Annotated in this window: 16 protein-coding genes; 15 read left to right on the top strand and 1 reads right to left on the bottom strand. The window is 45.4% G+C overall.

What is annotated here, in order from left to right; all coding sequences use genetic code 11:
* Nucleotides 1-6: 6 nt before the first annotated feature.
* A complete protein-coding gene (locus tag AC1DLI_RS14345) occupies nucleotides 7-1,575 on the bottom strand; it encodes a YifB family Mg chelatase-like AAA ATPase (RefSeq protein WP_477603624.1) in 1,569 nt (522 codons plus the stop codon).
* 349 nt (nucleotides 1,576-1,924) lie between these two features.
* Here AC1DLI_RS14345 and sucC point away from each other — a divergent pair, with 349 nt between their 5' ends.
* The 15 genes from sucC (at nucleotide 1,925) to fliI (ending at nucleotide 18,489) form a co-directional block, all read left to right on the top strand.
* Nucleotides 1,925-3,085 carry an ADP-forming succinate--CoA ligase subunit beta gene (gene sucC, locus AC1DLI_RS14340; RefSeq protein ID WP_308994571.1) on the top strand — a complete coding sequence of 387 codons (1,161 nt, stop codon included), beginning with the start codon at nucleotides 1,925-1,927 and terminating at the stop codon, nucleotides 3,083-3,085.
* A 59-nt stretch (nucleotides 3,086-3,144) separates the two neighbouring features.
* Nucleotides 3,145-4,077 carry a succinate--CoA ligase subunit alpha gene (sucD, locus tag AC1DLI_RS14335; protein ID WP_053375706.1) on the top strand — a complete coding sequence of 311 codons (933 nt, stop codon included), beginning with the start codon at nucleotides 3,145-3,147 and terminating at the stop codon, nucleotides 4,075-4,077.
* A 176-nt stretch (nucleotides 4,078-4,253) separates the two neighbouring features.
* Nucleotides 4,254-5,387, top strand: a complete 1,134-nt coding sequence (gene dprA, locus AC1DLI_RS14330; protein WP_477603622.1) for a DNA-processing protein DprA — start codon at nucleotides 4,254-4,256, stop codon at nucleotides 5,385-5,387.
* 28 nt (nucleotides 5,388-5,415) lie between these two features.
* Entirely contained in the window at nucleotides 5,416-7,524 is a 2,109-nt protein-coding gene (gene topA, locus AC1DLI_RS14325) for a type I DNA topoisomerase (RefSeq protein ID WP_477603620.1), read from the top strand.
* A 552-nt stretch (nucleotides 7,525-8,076) separates the two neighbouring features.
* Complete coding sequence (trmFO, locus tag AC1DLI_RS14320; protein ID WP_308994568.1) at nucleotides 8,077-9,396, top strand: FADH(2)-oxidizing methylenetetrahydrofolate--tRNA-(uracil(54)-C(5))-methyltransferase TrmFO; 1,320 nt, start codon at nucleotides 8,077-8,079, stop codon at nucleotides 9,394-9,396.
* Between the two features lie 60 nt (nucleotides 9,397-9,456).
* Nucleotides 9,457-10,002 (top strand): ATP-dependent protease subunit HslV, encoded by a 546-nt coding sequence (gene hslV / locus AC1DLI_RS14315; RefSeq protein ID WP_308994567.1) that lies wholly within the window; start codon nucleotides 9,457-9,459, stop codon nucleotides 10,000-10,002.
* A 79-nt stretch (nucleotides 10,003-10,081) separates the two neighbouring features.
* Nucleotides 10,082-11,482 carry an ATP-dependent protease ATPase subunit HslU gene (gene hslU / locus AC1DLI_RS14310; RefSeq protein WP_477603617.1) on the top strand — a complete coding sequence of 467 codons (1,401 nt, stop codon included), beginning with the start codon at nucleotides 10,082-10,084 and terminating at the stop codon, nucleotides 11,480-11,482.
* Nucleotides 11,483-11,509: 27 nt separating this feature from the next.
* On the top strand, nucleotides 11,510-12,280 hold the full coding sequence (gene codY / locus AC1DLI_RS14305; RefSeq protein WP_308994565.1) for a GTP-sensing pleiotropic transcriptional regulator CodY: 771 nt from the start codon (nucleotides 11,510-11,512) through the stop codon (nucleotides 12,278-12,280).
* 215 nt (nucleotides 12,281-12,495) lie between these two features.
* Nucleotides 12,496-12,909, top strand: a complete 414-nt coding sequence (gene flgB / locus AC1DLI_RS14300; RefSeq protein WP_308994564.1) for a flagellar basal body rod protein FlgB — start codon at nucleotides 12,496-12,498, stop codon at nucleotides 12,907-12,909.
* A 2-nt stretch (nucleotides 12,910-12,911) separates the two neighbouring features.
* A complete protein-coding gene (gene flgC / locus AC1DLI_RS14295; protein ID WP_477603614.1) occupies nucleotides 12,912-13,361 on the top strand; it encodes a flagellar basal body rod protein FlgC in 450 nt (149 codons plus the stop codon).
* 39 nt (nucleotides 13,362-13,400) lie between these two features.
* The gene (fliE, locus tag AC1DLI_RS14290; protein WP_477603612.1) at nucleotides 13,401-13,706 is read left to right on the top strand and encodes a flagellar hook-basal body complex protein FliE; all 306 of its coding nucleotides are present in this window, start codon (nucleotides 13,401-13,403) and stop codon (nucleotides 13,704-13,706) included.
* Between the two features lie 42 nt (nucleotides 13,707-13,748).
* Entirely contained in the window at nucleotides 13,749-15,320 is a 1,572-nt protein-coding gene (gene fliF, locus AC1DLI_RS14285; protein WP_477603610.1) for a flagellar basal-body MS-ring/collar protein FliF, read from the top strand.
* A 23-nt stretch (nucleotides 15,321-15,343) separates the two neighbouring features.
* Nucleotides 15,344-16,345 (top strand): flagellar motor switch protein FliG, encoded by a 1,002-nt coding sequence (fliG, locus tag AC1DLI_RS14280; RefSeq protein ID WP_477605013.1) that lies wholly within the window; start codon nucleotides 15,344-15,346, stop codon nucleotides 16,343-16,345.
* Entirely contained in the window at nucleotides 16,338-17,177 is an 840-nt protein-coding gene (locus tag AC1DLI_RS14275) for a FliH/SctL family protein (RefSeq protein ID WP_477603608.1), read from the top strand. Before fliG ends, AC1DLI_RS14275 begins: the two co-directional genes overlap by 8 nt.
* Nucleotides 17,164-18,489, top strand: a complete 1,326-nt coding sequence (fliI, locus tag AC1DLI_RS14270; protein WP_477603606.1) for a flagellar protein export ATPase FliI — start codon at nucleotides 17,164-17,166, stop codon at nucleotides 18,487-18,489. The genes AC1DLI_RS14275 and fliI overlap by 14 nt, the downstream gene beginning before the upstream one ends.
* The last annotated feature ends 7 nt before the right edge of the window (nucleotides 18,490-18,496 follow it).

Here is an 18,496-nt window from a genome sequence, read left to right as displayed (position 1 = left end):
TCGTCCTTAGGGTACCGGCTTGTCAAGTCCGCGAAATTGAATAGCCTCGGCAATATGCGCTGCTTCAACGTAATCGCTTGTTTCTAGGTCGGCAATCGTTCGTGCCAGCTTCAGCATTCGGTCATAAGCACGCATGCTGATGCCGAGCGCTTCAAAAGCATTTTCCAGCAGGCTTACCGCTTCAGGCTTAATGAGTATGGCCTTACGCAAAGCTGCGCCAGTAAGTTCACCAGCGCTTTTGAAGCTGGTTTCAGCTGCTCGTGATTGCTGGAAGGCTCTAGCTTGTATGACCATACTCTTCATCTGAGCCGTATTCAGAGATGGGCCGAATAAGTGCTGATCCAATGAAATCGGACGGGGCACTTCGAGCTGCAAATCGATCCGGTCAAGAAGCGGGCCCGAAATTTTTGACCGGTAACGACTAATTAGAGTTGCGCTGCAGGTACAGCGCTTGTCGCCGTACTCATGGCCAAAGTAACCGCAGGGGCAAGGATTGAGAGAGGCGGCCAGCATAATATTTGCCGGAAATTGAAACACAGCCTTCGAACGGGAAATGGTCACGATTTTATCCTCAAGCGGCTGCCGCATAACCTCAAGCACCTGCCTTGGAAACTCAGGCAATTCATCAAGGAAGAGAATGCCGCGATGTGCAAGGGTTACTTCTCCTGGTTTGGGGATAGAGCCGCCTCCGATTAAGCCGCCCGAAGAGATTGTATGATGCGGAGCGCGGAAGGGAGCTTGCGTAATCAGGCCATGAGAGCTTTCGAGGAGCTTACCTGCAACACTGTAGATTTTGGTAACCTCCAGCGCTTCCTGCTCGTTCAGCAGCGGCAAAATACCGGGTAAACGCCGTATCATCATCGTTTTTCCAGTGCCTGGCGGTCCACTTAGCAAAATATTATGTTTGCCGGATGCGGCAATGAGCATAGCGCGTTTGGCTTGATGCTGACCAATAACATCGCCGTAATCACCGATTTCATTCTGTTTATTTAAAATATCTTTACTCTGCATACAACCAAATGCAGAATCACTTCCTTGAACAACACGTATGTAATCCCAGTCTGCTTGTTTCTTCTTGAGTAAATCCAGCTCATTCAAATGATTCAGTGCATAAAGCTCCATATCCGATATCCAAACGGCTTCATTCACGTTGCCGCTAGGCAATAAAACACGCTTAAAGCCAAGTCGTTTCACTTGTTCGATCATGGCTAATACGCCTGCAACCGGCCGGACACTGCCATTTAGCGAAAGCTCCCCTATAAGGAGTGTGCCTTCAAAGGGAGCTGCGCTTATTTGTCCGCTTGCGGTCAGGATACCGGCTGCAATGGCCAAATCAAACGATGTGCCTTCTTTGCGCAAGTCGGCTGGAGCTAGGTTAACCGTTATTCTGTCCATGGGGAAAGTAAAACCACTGTTCTTCAGCGCTGCCCTCACGCGCTCGACCGATTCACGAACCGCGGGATCGGGGAGCCCGACGATGTTAATTTGCGGCAAACCGCTTGAAATATCAACCTCAACCGATATGCTTTTGCCATCTACTCCGTGTACGCTTGCACTTTGAATGATATTGAACATAACAAAAAGCACCTCCATGTATGAGAATGAAGGTGCTTCCTTACGATTCTGATCCGTATTTATGAATTTGCCAATATCATAGATTAGTTCTCAACTAATTGTCAATGTTTAAAAAATTCGGGTATGATAACAGCGATTGGGTCATACTAGATGGCGTGGTTACCAGACTCTTAAATGCCCGTATCCAGCAGGTTTTATTTATTTAATCTCAAATTGAGATGAAACCCATATCAAAAAAGCCGTATTTATTATGAATGAAAATAAGGTAACGGATGGGGAAAGGTGCTACAATAATAGAGGTTTGTGTACATATGACTGATTTCAGTCTGTGAAATGGAGGATTTCAACAATGAATATCCATGAGTATCAAGGGAAAGCGGTCCTGAAACAGTATGGTGTCGTCGTACCAGAAGGTAAAGTAGCCTTCTCCGTAGACGAAGCTGTTGAAGCGGCTAAAGCGCTCGGAACACCGGTAGTTGTCGTGAAAGCGCAAATTCACGCAGGTGGCCGTGGTAAAGCGGGCGGAGTTAAAGTAGCAAAAAGCATCGACGAGGTGCGCGCATACGCCAGCGAAATTTTAGGCAAAGTGCTCGTTACCCATCAAACAGGTCCGGAAGGCAAAGAAGTTAAACGTCTTCTGATCGAGCAAGGCTGCGACATCAAAAAAGAATATTATATCGGCGTAGTTTTGGACCGCGGTACGGGTCGTGTCGTTATGATGGCTTCGGAAGAGGGCGGCACTGAAATTGAAGAAGTGGCTGAACACTCCCCGGAGAAAATTTTCAAAGAGATCGTTGATCCTGCTGTCGGTCTGCAAGCTTTCCAAGCTCGCAAATTGGCATACGCAATCAACATCCCTAATGAGCTTGTCAACAAAACGGTTAAGTTTATGCTTTCACTCTACACGGCTTTCGTAGAGAAAGACGCTTCTATCGCAGAAATCAATCCGCTTGTCGTAACTGGCGACGGACAAGTTATTGCGCTTGACGCGAAACTTAATTTTGATTCCAATGCGCTATACCGCCACAAGGATATCGTTGAGCTGCGCGATTTGGAAGAGGAAGATGCTAAAGAAATCGAAGCATCCAAATACGACCTTAGCTACATCGCGCTTGACGGCAACATCGGTTGCTTGGTTAACGGTGCAGGCCTAGCTATGGCGACAATGGATATTATCAAATATTACGGCGGCGACCCTGCCAACTTCCTAGACGTAGGGGGCGGTGCGACTGCTGAGAAGGTAACGGAAGCGTTCAAAATCATTTTGTCGGATGAAAAGGTTAAAGGTATTTTCGTTAACATTTTCGGCGGCATCATGCGTTGTGACGTTATTGCTAATGGAGTTGTCGAAGCAGCGAAGCAAGTCGGTCTTGACCGTCCGCTCGTTGTACGTCTTGAAGGTACGAACGTAGACCTCGGCAAAAACATTTTGAAAGAATCGGGATTGAACATCGTGGCTGCGGATTCCATGGCGGACGGCGCGCAGAAGATTGTCGCTCTCGTGAAATAAGATAACTTGCTGTGTGGCTATTGCCGCATACGAATTCATTCAGGGGATGTGAGTTAAGAGTGAGCATTTTGGTTAATAAAGATACAAAAGTCATTACCCAAGGGATTACAGGCGCTACTGGCTTGTTCCATACAAAAGGCGGACTGGAATACGGTACGCAAATGGTAGGCGGCGTAACACCTGGCAAGGGTGGCACGAACGTTGACATTACACTTGATAACGGCACGCTCGTATCATTGCCTGTATTTAATACAGTAGCTCAAGCAAAAGCCGCTACAGGCGCTAACGCTTCAGTTATCTATGTACCGCCAGCATTTGCTGCTGATGCGATCATGGAAGCTGTAGATGCTGAGCTTGATCTTGTCATTTGTATTACTGAAGGCATCCCGGTGCTTGATATGGTTAAAGTAAAACGTTACATGGACGGCAGCAAAACCGTTCTTATCGGACCAAACTGCCCAGGCGTTATTACGCCGGATGAGTGCAAAATCGGCATCATGCCGGGTTACATTCATACAGCTGGTCACGTAGGCGTTATTTCTCGCTCAGGAACTTTGACTTATGAAGCGGTTCATCAATTGACGACTCGCGGCATTGGTCAATCTTCTGCAGTAGGGATCGGCGGCGACCCGGTTAAAGGTTCCGAGTTCATTGATATCTTGAATCTTTTCAACGAAGATCCAGATACCTATGCGGTAATCATGATCGGCGAAATCGGCGGTACAGCGGAAGAAGAAGCAGCTGAGTGGATTAAAGCGAACATGAAAAAACCGGTTGTCGGCTTCATCGGCGGCGCAACAGCGCCTCCAGGCAAACGGATGGGACATGCAGGCGCAATCATTTCAGGCGGTAAAGGAACAGCTGCTGAAAAAATCGCAACGCTTGAAGCGTGCGGCATTAAAGTAGCTCCGACACCATCTGAGATGGGATCTACGCTTGTGAGTGTTCTTGAAGAGCAAGGTTTGCTTGAAAAATGTATTACGCGTAAATAATTAAATCGAATGATGTAAGGTAAGCAACCTTTCAACCACCCGAAAACGGGAGTTGGAAGGTTGCTTTTTTATTTATCCGCTGTCATTATTTTAGCGGTTGACTTGCAATCTTATGCCGCGTAACGCACAATAGATAAGAATGCAGGCCAGCCCGAGGGAAGAAGGGGTTGGATCAAATGGTTCAAATTCAAGATATTCGTAGACAAATGGTCATTGCTTTTCACGAAATTCCGGGTATTGGATGGCATGCGATTCAGAAGGCCGTTCAGCATCAGTTTTGGAATAAACGATCATGGAGCATAGAAGATTTACTAGCAATAGGCTTACATCGCGGCCAAGCGAAAGCTGCAGCGGAGCGGTATGCCGAGCGGCCTTGGATCTTAACAGAGGATCCATCCGAAGCGGTCGCCAAAGCGAATGCGGTTGCTTTGACGCCTTACGATGTCGCCTATCCAAAAATATTAAGAGAAATAGCGCAGCCGCCATGGGTTTTGTATGCTAGAGGAAGATTGGAACTGCTGCAAAGACCTGCTATCGCGATTGTTGGAACAAGGGTGCCAACGGCATATGGAAGGCAATCGGCGACGACATTGGCAAAAGAGCTTTCCCATGCGGGTTTGACGGTCGTGAGCGGTCTAGCGAGAGGGGTGGACAGCAAGGCTCATGAAGCCGCGCTGAACGGTCCGGGCGGGACGATTGCCGTTCTGCCGACTCCGATCGATAAATGTTATCCGCCTGAGAATCTATCATTATTTCATAAAATTGCAGAGCAAGGGTTGCTCGTCTCAGAAACCCCGATCGGGACACCGCTGCACCCAGGTCAGTTTCCTCAGCGTAATCGCATTATTGCGGCATTAACAGTAGGAACGGTTGTGGTGGAAGGAGCGACTAGAAGCGGATCGCTTATCACAGCACAGCATGCTTCAGATATGTCTCGTGAATTGTTCGCGATACCCGGCCCGATCTCATCGCCTAAGAGCGAAGGACCGAATGAACTCATCAAGCGCGGCGAAGCGAAGCTGATAACAGGCATAGGCGATATTATTGATGAGCTGGATTGGCTGCCAGCCGCGATAAGTGCCTTCAAAACAGCAGAAAAAACGAACCTATCCAAACCAGAAGAAATCGGATCTCCGGTAACGGCAGAGGAAAGTAAATTGATCGCTTATTTGAGAGATCAACCATTGTCAATCAATGAGCTGCATGAGCTCTCAGCCATACCGTTTGGACATTTGAACGCACTTCTGCTAAATTTATGTATAAAACGAAAAATTGAATTGCAGCCCGGATCAATATATATTGCTTTATAGCTTGCAATGGAGAGAGGAGGCGCCTTACATGGCAGATTCATTAGTTATCGTCGAATCACCAGCAAAAGCCAAAACGATTGGTAAATATCTTGGAAGCAAATATATCGTTAAAGCTTCAATGGGACATATTCGCGATTTGCCCAAAAGCCAGATCGGCGTCGAAGTTGATAATGATTTTAATCCAAAATACATAACAATACGCGGTAAAGGCAGCATCCTTAAGGAATTAAAGGATGCCAGCAAAAAAGTAAAACATGTCTTTCTGGCAGCCGATCCGGATCGCGAAGGAGAAGCGATTGCCTGGCATTTGGCACACTACTTGGAACTGGATGAGACAGATACATGCCGCGTTGTTTTTAATGAGATAACGAAACAGGCGGTAAAGGACGCATTTAAGACTCCGCGGAAAATTAATATGGATTTAGTTAACGCACAGCAGGCGAGACGGATTTTGGATCGATTGGTTGGTTATAAGATAAGTCCGCTGCTATGGAAGAAAGTGAAAAAGGGTTTGTCTGCTGGCCGAGTTCAATCGGTTGCGGTTAAGCTCATTATTGATCGCGAAAATGAAATCGATGCATTCGTGCCCGAGGAATATTGGTCGATTACTGCGAAACTTAGTCATTCAGGCATTCCTTTCGATGCCAAATATTATTCGATCAATGGCGAGAAGCGGGAGCTTGGCAAGGAAGCTGAAGTACAGGAAGTACTCAGCGCGATGAAAGGCAGCCAGTTTACCGTCTCTGAAGTGCGGGAGAAGGAACGTCTTCGCAACCCAGCCCCTCCATTCATTACAAGCTCCCTGCAGCAGGAAGCGGCAAGGAAACTAGGTTTCCGGGCTTCTAAGACGATGTCTGTCGCGCAGCAGCTGTATGAGGGCGTTGAGCTTGGCAAAGAAGGTACAGTCGGTTTGATCACTTATATGAGGACTGACTCCACTCGCATATCTCCAATTGCGCAAGAGGAAGCCAAAGAATATATTACGGAAAAATACGGTGCGAACTATGTGCCTGAACAGCCTAGAGTATATACGAAGAAAAATAGCAACGCCCAGGATGCGCATGAAGCGATCCGGCCGACCTCCATACTAAGGGATCCGGAATCGATGAAACCGTTTTTGAGCCGAGATCAACTCCGTTTATATAAGCTGGTTTGGGAACGTTTCGTATCCAGCCAGATGCAATCCGCGGTGCTCGATACAATGACGGTTGATTTGGAGGCAGGCGAAACGGTGTTTAGAGCAACGGGCTCTAAAGTGAAGTTTGCCGGATTCATGAAGGTTTATGTGGAAGGCAATGATGATGGTACGGTAGAAGAGCATAAGTTTTTGCCGCCTCTCGCTTCAGGTGATGTAATCAGCTCGGAATCGGTAGATCCTAAGCAGCATTTCACACAGCCGCCGCCGCGATTTACGGAAGCTAGATTGGTCAAAACGCTTGAAGAACTCGGAATAGGAAGGCCAAGTACGTATGCGCCTACGCTCGAAACGATTCAAAAGCGTGGATACATTGCTATGGAAGAGAAAAAATTCATGCCTACTGAGCTTGGCGATTTAGTTATTCAGCTTATGGAAGAATTTTTTCCGGAAATACTGGATGCTGAATTTACAGCAAACATGGAAGGAAATCTCGACCATGTGGAGGAAGGCACGGAAGATTGGGTAAAGGTACTTGCGAATTTTTATGAGTCCTTCGAGAAGCGGCTGGAAGTGGCCGAGGATGAAATGAAAGAAATCGAGATTCAGGATGAAGTGTCAGATGAGATTTGCGAAAAATGCGGACGACATTTAGTATACAAAATGGGACGCTTCGGTAAATTTTTGGCATGCTCGGGCTTTCCTGATTGCCGTAATACCAAACCAATTGTCAAAGATATTGGCGTTACATGCCCGAAATGCGCTGAAGGAAAAATCATTGAGCGGCGCAGTAAAAAGGGACGTATTTTCTATGGCTGCGACCAATATCCTGGCTGTGATTACGTATCTTGGGACAAACCAACAAACAAACCATGTCCGCAATGCGAGCAATCAAAGCTCGTAGAAAAGCGAAACCGGAGCGGTGTAAAGCTGCTTTGTCCAACCTGCGACTATTCAGAAGAGGTACTTGACGAAGACGAACAGGGTACGGATACCGATTAAGCATTAGCTTAAGTACTCACAGATAAACCGCAATCTAATGAAGCGAGTCGAACCCGTCCTCCCTCTAACCAGGGAGGACACCGTTGTTAAACGGGCAAGTTATTTTTACGGGTATCCTTTTAAAATGAGGAAGTAATACGCTGAAGAACAGCAAAAGTTGAGATTTATCCTTGCAGCTTGATACAATAGGTTATATAAGTAGAGTCTCAATATCATGATCATTTTTCTATTGCGGGCATTGGATTGTTACAAATAATCAGAAATGATCAAATTAACAATCTATTCGCTTCAAACGTAAAGCGTGTCCCGGAGGGACGAAAGCGTTCCAAGCACCAACCAAACATATCGGCGTCTCTTTAACATTCAACGTGTTACGGATTCGGATGTCCAGAGGGCAGCGCCCTTGGGGCCCTCCCTTGGAAGGGAGGGGTTGGGTGGGTTCGGAGGCTTTTAATATTAAGGGTTAATATAGGTTTTGAAACCTTTGAAGGCATGGTAGAAGCCCTCGAGGGCCAACTAGGTGAATTATATCTTGAAAGGATTGAACTTATTTTGTCACAACCACAAAAAGTAACCGTCATCGGAGCAGGATTAGCAGGCAGCGAGGCAGCTTGGCAAATTGCATCTCAAGGAGTCCCTGTCGTATTGTACGAGATGCGTCCGGTCACAAAAACACCTGCTCATCATACCAATCAATTTGCGGAGCTAGTGTGTAGCAACAGCTTGCGTGCTAATGGTCTTGCTAACGCGGTTGGCGTCTTGAAAGAAGAAATGCGTCAGCTCGATTCATTAATTTTAAGCTGTGCCGATCAGCATGCAGTACCTGCCGGAGGAGCTCTAGCGGTCGACCGTGACGGATTTTCCGGTGAAGTTACGCGCAGGCTGCATGACCATCCGTTAGTTGAAGTACGCAATGAGGAAGTAACGGAAATTCCTACGGATGGGATCGTGGTAATTGCAACAGGACCGCTTACGGCGCCTGGCTTATCCTCCCAAATTCAAGAGCTGCTTGGTGAGGAATACTTTTATTTCTACGATGCAGCAGCGCCTATCGTTGAAAAAGATTCAATTGATATGAATAAGGTTTATTTAGCTTCTCGGTACGACAAAGGGGAAGCGGCGTATTTGAACTGCCCGATGACAGAAGAAGAGTTTGAAATTTTCCATGAAGCGCTTACGACAGCCGAGAAAGCTGAAGTTAAAGATTTTGAAAAGGAAGTATATTTTGAAGGCTGTATGCCAATCGAGGTTATGGCGAGCAGAGGCAAGCAAACCGTATTGTTCGGACCGATGAAGCCAGTAGGTCTTATCAACCCGCATACGGGCAAGCTTCCTCATGCTGTTATTCAGCTGCGTCAAGATAATGCTGCAGGTACGTTATATAATTTGGTAGGTTTCCAAACGCATCTTAAATGGGGCGAACAAAAACGTGTATTCTCCTTAATACCAGGTTTGGAAAATGCAGAGTTTGTTCGGTTTGGCGTAATGCATCGTAATACGTTTATTAATTCACCGCGTCTGCTTAAACCAACTTACCAGCTTAATAATCGCGAAACGTTGTTCTTTGCGGGCCAAATGACTGGTGTTGAAGGTTATGTGGAATCTGCTGCTTCGGGTTTGATCGCGGGTATGAATGCAGCAAGATTGGCTCGTGGCCTTGAACCGGTAGTGCTGCCTGAGCACACTACGCTTGGAAGTATGGCTCATTATATTACAACAGCAGATTTTAAGCATTTCCAGCCTATGAATGCCAATTTCGGTCTGTTCCCGCCTCTTGAGAAAAGAATGAAGAGCAAAAAAGAGAAAAATGAAATGATTGCAAATCGTGCGCTTGAAGGCATTGCGCAATTTAAAAAGGAACATATGCAGTAATATTTCGTAGTGTAGGCATCGCAATCTATTTTCAATATGGAACCTTGAGGAGGCAATGCAATGGAAATGCAATTTCACGCTACAACGATTTGTGCCGTTCGTCATGAAGGTAAGGGCGCTATTGCCGGGGACGGACAGGTGACTTTTGGGAACAGCATGGTCATGAAAAATTCTGCGAAAAAAGTAAGAAGACTTTATCGCGGTCAAGTTATCGCAGGATTTGCAGGCTCTGTTGCAGATGCGATTACACTGTTCGAGAAATTTGAGGCTAAGCTGGAGGAGCATCATGGCAACTTGCAAAGATCTGCCGTTGAGCTTGCGAAGGAGTGGCGCTCTGACCGCGTGCTGCGCAGACTTGAAGCCATGATGCTTGTAATGGATAAAACGGGCTTGCTGCTAATTTCCGGAAATGGCGAGATTATTGAGCCTGATGACGGGATTTTAGCCATCGGTTCAGGCGGAAGCTTTGCTTTATCTGCCGCACGTGCGCTTCAAAGGCATGCGCCTCAAATGGCAGCTAGCGATATTGCGCGCTCATCACTCGAGATTGCCGCGGAAATATGCGTATTCACTAATCACAATATTATTGTTGAAGAAATCGAATAAATTGAACGATACGGCCTAGAATGGTAAAACAAGCTTCGGGAAGTCATAGTGAAGATATATAAATCGGAGGGATTTTATAATGGGAAATGATGCACTGACACCTCGTCAGATTGTAGCGGAGCTTGATAAGTATATCGTTGGACAAAAACCGGCGAAACGTTCAGTAGCCATTGCGCTGCGCAATCGTTACCGCAGAAGCTTGCTTGATGATACGCTGCGCGATGAAATCGTTMCGAAAAATATTTTGATGATCGGACCAACCGGAGTAGGTAAAACGGAAATCGCGCGCCGCTTGGCGAAGCTCGTGAAAGCGCCGTTCGTGAAGCTTGAGGCCACTAAATTTACTGAAGTAGGCTATGTCGGCCGGGATGTTGAATCGATGGTACGCGACCTCGTTGAAACGGCCATTCGCATGGTGAAAACAGAAAAAACCGAAAAGGTTAAAGATCGTGCAGAAAAGCTTGCAAATGAGCGTATCGTGGCTTTGCTGGCTCCATCTGCAGTTAAACCGAAATCTTCAAAAAACCCGTTTGAAATGCTTTTTGGCAACCAGCAGCAGACCGATGAACCTAAAGAAGAGCCGGAAGTAGAAAATGCGCTGCATCAAAAACGTTCGCAAATCAAAGAACAGTTAGCCGCGGGGAAGCTCGAAAATGAAATCATTGAAATTGAAGTAGAGGATTCTGCTCCAAATATGATGGATATGCTGTCAGGCCAAGGACCGGAAGGTATGGGCATGAATATGCAAGAGCTGTTTGGGCAATTAATGCCTAAGAAGCCGAAGAAACGCAAGCTGCCCGTCAAGGAAGCGCGCAAGGTGTTAACGCAAGAGGAAGCCAACAAAATCATCGATATGGATGATGTCATTACGGAATCGATCACAAGGGCGGAGCAATCCGGCATTATTTTCATAGATGAAATTGATAAGATTGCTAGCCCATCGCGCGGCTCAGGACCGGATGTGTCCAGAGAAGGTGTTCAGAGAGATATTCTTCCRATCGTTGAAGGATCGACTGTTATGACCAAATACGGCCCAGTTAAAACGGATTACGTATTGTTTATCGCTGCTGGCGCATTCCATGTCGCAAAACCATCAGATTTGATTCCAGAGCTTCAAGGACGCTTTCCGATTCGGGTAGAACTGACCAGCCTCAGCTTGGATGATTTTGTAAGTATTTTGAAAGAACCGAAAAATGCTTTGACAAAACAATATTCCGCTTTGCTTGAAACAGAAGGAATACAAATCGAGTTTTCGGATGAAGCGATCCATGAGCTAGCGTCCATCGCTGCCGATGTGAACCGCAATACTGAAAATATTGGCGCTCGTCGCTTGCATACCATTTTGGAAAAGCTGCTGGAGGATTTATCGTTTGAAGCACCCGAGCTGTCGCTTGAAAAAATGACAATCACACCGGAATACGTACGAGAAAAGCTAGGAAGTATTGCGCAAAATCGCGATTTGAGTCAATATATACTGTAGTTGTTATGAGTTTTGGGAGGCAAGAGAATGACTTTACTAACAAAGACAAGAACACTGAATCGACTGCTGCAGCGCGCGGCCGGCAAAGCGCTTAGCTTCAGGGAAATGGCGGAGGTGCTGTGCACGACGATTCAGACGAATGTTTTCGTCGTTAGCCGCAGAGGTAAGATATTAGGCTGCTCAGCTGTTGATGCTTATGATCATGAATTCATGCGGTCCTTATCCGTTGATGAGCTTCGTTTCCCTCAAGAAAGCAATGTCCGATTTCTTGACATGCAGGAGTCGATGACGAACGTGAAGCCGGATTCAGGTATTTATGAAACCTTTCCACGTTTAGGGGATCAAGAAATTATGACCGTAGTGCCTATTATCGGCGGTGGAGATCGTCTTGGAACATTAGTGCTGACCCGCTTGTCAGGCACGTTTGATGACGATGATCTTATTTTAGCTGAATATGGTTCTACTATTGTAGGCATGGAAATTTTACGTGAGCGTACTGAGGAAATAGAACAAGAGGTACGCAGTCGCGCTGTCGTGTCAGTTGCAGTAGGTTCTTTATCCTTTAGTGAATTAGAAGCTGTTGAGCATATATTTGAAGAGCTGGATGGTAAGGAAGGACTGCTCGTCGCATCCAAAATCGCGGACCGGGTAGGAATTACAAGATCGGTAATTGTGAATGCATTGCGGAAGTTGGAAAGTGCAGGAGTGATCGAGACTAGATCATTAGGGATGAAAGGCACATACATTAAGATATTAAACCACCAATTGTTGCAAGAATTGGATAAAATGAAGTCATAAAATAGGTCGTATAGACCATTTTGGCCCTATCTTCTACCAAAGATAGGGCTTTTTTCTTATTGTAATAATTTAGGAAATTGTTGAATATTATCATGTCGGCAAAAATCGACACAGTAATCTCATTTTTTTAATTTTTAGTGTCGAACAAAGAAGGAATGAGCTGTAATCTGTTGAATACGTTAAGGAGATCTCCTATGTGAAAGTGGTGAAACTACGTGAATTTGTTGAATGGCGCTGCATTTGGAAGGATGGAAGGTGCGCTTCAGGCAGCAGAAATGCGGCAACGCGTCATTTCAAACAATGTGGCAAACGGTGATACGCCGCATTTCAAACGGTCTGAGGTTCTGTTTGAGGAATTATTAGAGCAAACGATGGGCAATACGCAAGGGCATTTGGTCGGTAAACGGACCAATCAAAAGCATATGTCTATTGGATTAGCTTCATCTAATGTACCTATACCCAAACTAATCACCGATGAAACAACTTCGATGAACAACAATGAAAATAATGTTGATATCGATCGTGAAATGTCTTTGCTAGCAAAAAACCAACTAAGCTATAACTTTTATGTCCAACAAATTAATCATGACGTGAGAATGATGCGTACAGCAATTGAGGGGAGAGCCTAACGATGAAGTTGTCCACAGGATTTGATATCAGTGCATCGGCATTGTCAGCGCAGCGTCTGCGAATGGATGTGATATCTTCTAATATTGCTAATGCAGAAACGACGCGTGGAAGTTTTGTAAACGGACAATTCCAGCCCTATAAGCGGAAAATGGTTGTTATGGAACCGCTGCAGCAATCCTTTTCAAGCGTACTTTCCGAGCAAATGAACGGGAGCTCAGCTGCTCAAGGCGTGAAGGTTACAAGAATCAAAGAGGATCAATCGCCAAACAAGCTTATTTATAATCCGACGCATCCTGATGCTGACGCCAATGGCTACGTTAATATGCCAAATGTGGACGTCACCAAAGAGATGGTGGATATGATAGCTGCGACACGTTCCTATGAAGCAAATGTAACCGCATTGAACGCAACCAAATCAATGTTTGTAAAGGCATTAGAAATAGGTAAATAAATGTACGGAAATATCATGTGATGAATTGGAGGAATATTGATGATACAATCGATGTCGCTTAATCCGGTTCAACCTGCCAAACTCCTAGAAAATAAATCGGTGCAAGAAGCGACTCCGGCACAATTAACACAATCTTTTGGTCAATATTTACAAACGGCGATTGATAATGTTAGCAATCAAGAGCAGAACGTTCATAAGCTTAATGACAAATACTTAACTGGCCAAGTTGATGTTACAAAGGTGTTAATCGCTTCGGAGCAAGCACAGCTGAGTTTACAGCTTACCTCACAAGTCCGCAACAAAGTGGTTGAAGCATATCAAGAAATGATGCGGATGCAAATCTAACCATAATTTTGATCTAGCATAGTATTTGGGTGAGGTGACAACGTGAACGAGAGAATCGCCCAATTTAGAAGTAGGCTTACTCAATTTTGGGGCCAAATGGGCAGAAAACAAAAAATTTGGTTGGGGGCTTCCATTAGTGGATTGTTGTTAACAATTATTTTGTTAACAATCGTATTTACGAGAACGGAATACGAAATTGCTTTTCAAAATTTGGATACAACAGACGCCGCCGCCATCATGACTTACTTAGACGGGAGCGGGATCCCGTACGAGCTGAGCAACAATGGAAAAAGCATCTCGGTTCCAAGCACAGAAGCTGCACGAATTAAAGTTGACGTGGGGTCTCAAGGATTAGTCCAAAACGGTTCAATCGGGTTTGAAGCATTTAATTCAAGCTCAAGTCAATTCGGTACAACGGAAAATGAATTTAACGTAAAGTATCTAAATGCGTTGAATGGCGAAATCCAGCAGCTGCTTAATGCCATGCAAGGCGTCGACAGTTCAAAGGTTTTGGTAAACTTGCCTGAAGAAAGTGTATTCCTTTCACCTGAAGACGCAGAACAAGCATCTGCTTCGATCATGATGAAGTTTATGTCAGGCTACCGACCAAGCCAGAAAGAAATCGATGGCTACTACAACCTTGTAAAGACTGCTGTTCCCAATTTAGCGATGAAAGATATTACGATCTCCAGTCCGCAAGGGGAATTGACTTTTTCGGAGACAGACGGCGGTATAGCTAACAATTCAGATGCTGTTGAGTCACAATTCCTTATTCAACGGAAGTATGAAACGGAATTGAAGAAAAACATTCAACAATTTTTAGGACCAATTGTTGGTGTGGATAACTTAGTTATCCAAGTTTCAAGCAGCATGAACTTCGATAAGAAGACATCGCAAGAATCTCTTGTAAAGCCGTTAGATAACAATAACAATAACGGGATAATTATTAGTGAAGAAATAAACAACAGCACATCAACGGGTTCCTCTGGAGAAGCTGGCGGTGTTGCTGGTACTGGGGAAACGGATGTTCCGGGATATGAAGCAGCGACGACAGGTGAAAGCTCATCTGAAACGAGTTCTCAAATTCGAAATTATGATGTTTCACGGATTAGCAGCAACATTGTTTCCGGACCCTTCGTATTAAAAGATCTTTCTATTAGTATCGGTATCGAAGAGTCGGAAATTAAAGATGAGGCTAGTAAAACAGCTATAATGACTTATTTGACCGCGTTGGTACGTGCACAGCTTGCGGATTCAGGCCAAGACGTGACGAATGATGAACTAATGGCGAAAAAAGTAGCTCTTATTGCAAGCACTTTCTCTGGCAGTAGTTCTGATAATCAATCAAGCGTACTTTCAATGCCTTGGTTAATCGGTATCGGTGTTGCAGCTCTTGCAATCATCGGCGGTTTAATTGTAATGCTGTCGCGTAGACGTAAAAAGGCTGCCGAGGAAGAAATTGAGTTGGCTGCTCCTGCTAAAGTGGAATACCCTACTCTTGATTTGGAAAGTGTCAACAACGACAGTCAGGCTCGGAAAAATCTTGAAACACTCGCCAAACGAAAACCAGATGAGTTTGTTAATCTTCTTCGCACATGGCTTGTGGATGAATAGAGGTGGTTCATGTGTCAAAATCCATGCAGGGCTTATCGGGTCGACAAAAAGCAGCCATTTTACTAATTACGCTTGGACCTGAAGTTTCCGCACAAATATTCAAGCATTTACGCGAGGAAGAAATTGAGAAGCTAACGCTTGAAATCGCAAATGTCCGGAAAGTAGACAGCTTGGACCGGGAAACCATTCTAAGTGAGTTCCATCAAATATGCATGGCTCAGGAATATATTACGCAAGGCGGTATTTCCTATGCTAAGGACATTTTAGAGAAAGCGCTTGGCGAACAAAAAGCGTTGGAAGTCATTAATCGCTTGACAGCAACCCTACAAGTAAGACCTTTTGATTTTGCTAGAAAAGCAGAGCCAACTCAGATTTTGAACTTTATTCAAAACGAGAACTCACAAACCATTGCTCTAGTATTATCTTATTTGCAATCGGAACAGTCATCGCATATCCTTTCTTCGCTTCCGCAAGAGAAACAAGCAGAGGTAGCACGACGAATTGCTTTGATGGATAGTACATCGCCAGAGGTTATTTCTCAGGTAGAGCGCGTTTTGGAGCAAAAGCTATCCGCAACGGTTACGCAGGATTACACAAATGCCGGCGGTATCGATTCCATCGTTCAAATTTTGAATGGCGTCGACCGTGGAACAGAGCGTACGATTCTCGATGCGCTTGAAATACAAGATCCAGAGCTTGCAGAAGAGATCAAAAAACGGATGTTTGTATTCGAGGACATCGTCAATATCGACAATCGTTCCATTCAACGGATTATACGCGATATCGAGAACGCAGATCTTCAGCTTGCGCTTAAAGTGGCGAGCGAAGAGGTTCGAGAAGCGATTTTCCGAAATATGTCCAAGCGCATGGCCGAGACTTTCAAAGAAGAAATGGAATTCATGGGTCCCGTGCGGCTTCGTGACGTGGAAGAGGCACAAACACGTATCGTAGCAACAATCCGCAGATTAGAAGAGTCTGGTGAAATCATCATCGCCCGTGGTGGAGGAGACGATATCATTGTCTAATTTGATCAAATCATCGAGTGTGATTACTCTTGACCAATTGAAGCAGCTGGAGTGGCTGCATCAACGGAATTTTGAAATCAATGAAACACTTAGTCAGGAAGAGGAGGTTCCGCCTGGTCCTGATGAAGAAACCATTACATTGCGAGATCAAATTTTGAATGATGCCCAGCTCTATGCGGAAGAAAGACTGCGTGAAGCCGCAATAGAGAGCGAAAAGCTATTTGCCGAAACACAACAGCAGATCGATGTGTGGTGGCTGCAAAAGCGAACAGAAGACGAAGCAGCTTCCGAACGATCTAGACAAGCTGGCTATGAGCTTGGCTATGCGGAAGGAGCAGCGCAGTCTGAAGCAGAACTGCGGGAAATCTGGGAGCAAAAGCTTGCCGAAGCAAGCGATGTGCTCAAAACAGCATTTGAAATGCGTGAGCAAATCATTCAAGAGGCAGAGCCTTTTCTTGTCGAGCTTAGCTGTGCAATTGCAGAAAAAATTATAGGACAACAACTAACTTTAGCACCTGATATGGCTATCGAGCTGATTTTGAAGTCTCTCTCCCGTCGAAGAGAACAAGGCGTTATTACGCTGTGTGTCGCGCCAGGTCAGCTAGCGTTTGTACAAGCTGCCAGGGAAGAGCTTCATTTCGCTATCGATTCACAAGCAGAATTGCAGATTCTGCCTGATTCGACTGTGAAGGATAACGGATGCGTTATACGGTCCGCTTTTGGCAGCATCGATGCCCGCATTGATACGCAGTTGGCTGAGATAAAGCGGGAATTAATCCATCTTGCTCATCACAGCAGCGAAGATCGAGGTCATTTCGATGATAGTGAATAATCTGGATGTCCTCAAATACATTGAGCATTTGCAGCCGCTTGATCCCGTGCGAGTTAACGGGAAAGTTACGCAGGTCATCGGTCTAACCGTTGAATCAGAAGGACCGGACGCTAGTATAGGTGATGTTTGCTTCATCTATCCATCCAAGGGCGCAAAGCCGATTAAAGCAGAAGTCGTAGGCTTTCGAGAAAACAAGGTTATTTTGATGCCATTAGGCGATTTACACGCTATAAGCCCAGGCTGCGATGTCGTTGGTACTGGTAAACCTTTAACTGTCCAGGTTGGATCTGAGCTGTTAGGCAAAGTGTTAGACGGTTTAGGAAATCCGTTAGACGGCTCGTTTCTGCCTAGAAGAATGCCTCATTATTCAACCCATAATGAGCCTAGTAATCCGCTTAAGCGACCTCGGGTCGTTGAACCGCTCGGTATTGGCGTGAGAGCAATCGACGGCCTGCTTACCGTAGGGCGTGGACAACGCGTTGGGATATTCGCAGGTTCTGGTGTCGGTAAGAGCACACTGCTCGGCATGATTGCCCGCAATACATCGGCCGATGTAAACGTAATTGCCTTAATTGGCGAGCGCGGCCGCGAGGTGCTGGAATTTATTGAGAAAGACCTTGGACCAGAGGGTCTAGCTCGTTCTGTCGTCATAGTGGCTACATCAGATCAGCCGGCACTGATTCGTATAAAGGGTGCGCTGATTGCAACTTCCATCGCTGAATATTTTCGGGATCGCGGTTTGAATGTCATGCTGATGATGGATTCAGTTACGCGATATGCGATGGCCCTCCGTGAAGTAGGATTAGCAATCGGCGAGCCTCCGGCTACACGCGGTTATACGCCATCTGTATTCGCAGCGCTGCCTAAGCTTCTAGAGCGTGCTGGAACGGGGCCGTCAGGTTCAATTACTGCTTTTTACACCGTTCTTGTTGATGGTGATGATATGAATGAACCAATTGCAGACGCCGTTCGCGGAATTCTGGATGGTCACATTGTTTTGAGTCGCCAATTAGCTCATAAGGGCCACTTTCCTGCGATTGATGTTTTAGCCTCAGTTAGTCGGGTTATGAAGGAAATCGTAACCGAAGAACAACAGGATGCCGCTAATGAATTAAAGAAACTTCTTGCTGTTTATAAAGATTCGGAAGACTTGATCAATATAGGGGCGTACCAACGAGGAACAAATGCAGAAATTGATTTGGCCCTTCAATTTATTGATCCTATTCAAAGCTACACTAAGCAAAAAACGAATGAAAAAGTAAGCTTAGAGGAAGCACAATCTCATTTAATTAATCATTTCTACAGGAGTTGAACCTTTA

Source organism: Paenibacillus sp. 01T443, from assembly GCF_056398325.1.
Note: the sequence above shows the minus strand (reverse complement) of the source record. Positions and strands in the feature narration are given on the sequence as shown.

What these genes read in the sequence shown, in the direction of transcription:
- AC1DLI_RS14345 (WP_477603624.1), bottom strand. Translation starts at nt 1,575, where the DNA reads ATGTTCAATATCATTCAAAGTGCAAGCGTACACGGAGTAGATGGCAAA.
- sucC (WP_308994571.1), top strand. Translation starts at nt 1,925, where the DNA reads ATGAATATCCATGAGTATCAAGGGAAAGCGGTCCTGAAACAGTATGGT.
- dprA (WP_477603622.1), top strand. Translation starts at nt 4,254, where the DNA reads ATGGTTCAAATTCAAGATATTCGTAGACAAATGGTCATTGCTTTTCAC.
- topA (WP_477603620.1), top strand. Translation starts at nt 5,416, where the DNA reads ATGGCAGATTCATTAGTTATCGTCGAATCACCAGCAAAAGCCAAAACG.
- hslV (WP_308994567.1), top strand. Translation starts at nt 9,457, where the DNA reads ATGGAAATGCAATTTCACGCTACAACGATTTGTGCCGTTCGTCATGAA.
- codY (WP_308994565.1), top strand. Translation starts at nt 11,510, where the DNA reads ATGACTTTACTAACAAAGACAAGAACACTGAATCGACTGCTGCAGCGC.
- flgC (WP_477603614.1), top strand. Translation starts at nt 12,912, where the DNA reads ATGAAGTTGTCCACAGGATTTGATATCAGTGCATCGGCATTGTCAGCG.
- fliE (WP_477603612.1), top strand. Translation starts at nt 13,401, where the DNA reads ATGATACAATCGATGTCGCTTAATCCGGTTCAACCTGCCAAACTCCTA.
- fliG (WP_477605013.1), top strand. Translation starts at nt 15,344, where the DNA reads ATGCAGGGCTTATCGGGTCGACAAAAAGCAGCCATTTTACTAATTACG.
- fliI (WP_477603606.1), top strand. Translation starts at nt 17,164, where the DNA reads ATGATAGTGAATAATCTGGATGTCCTCAAATACATTGAGCATTTGCAG.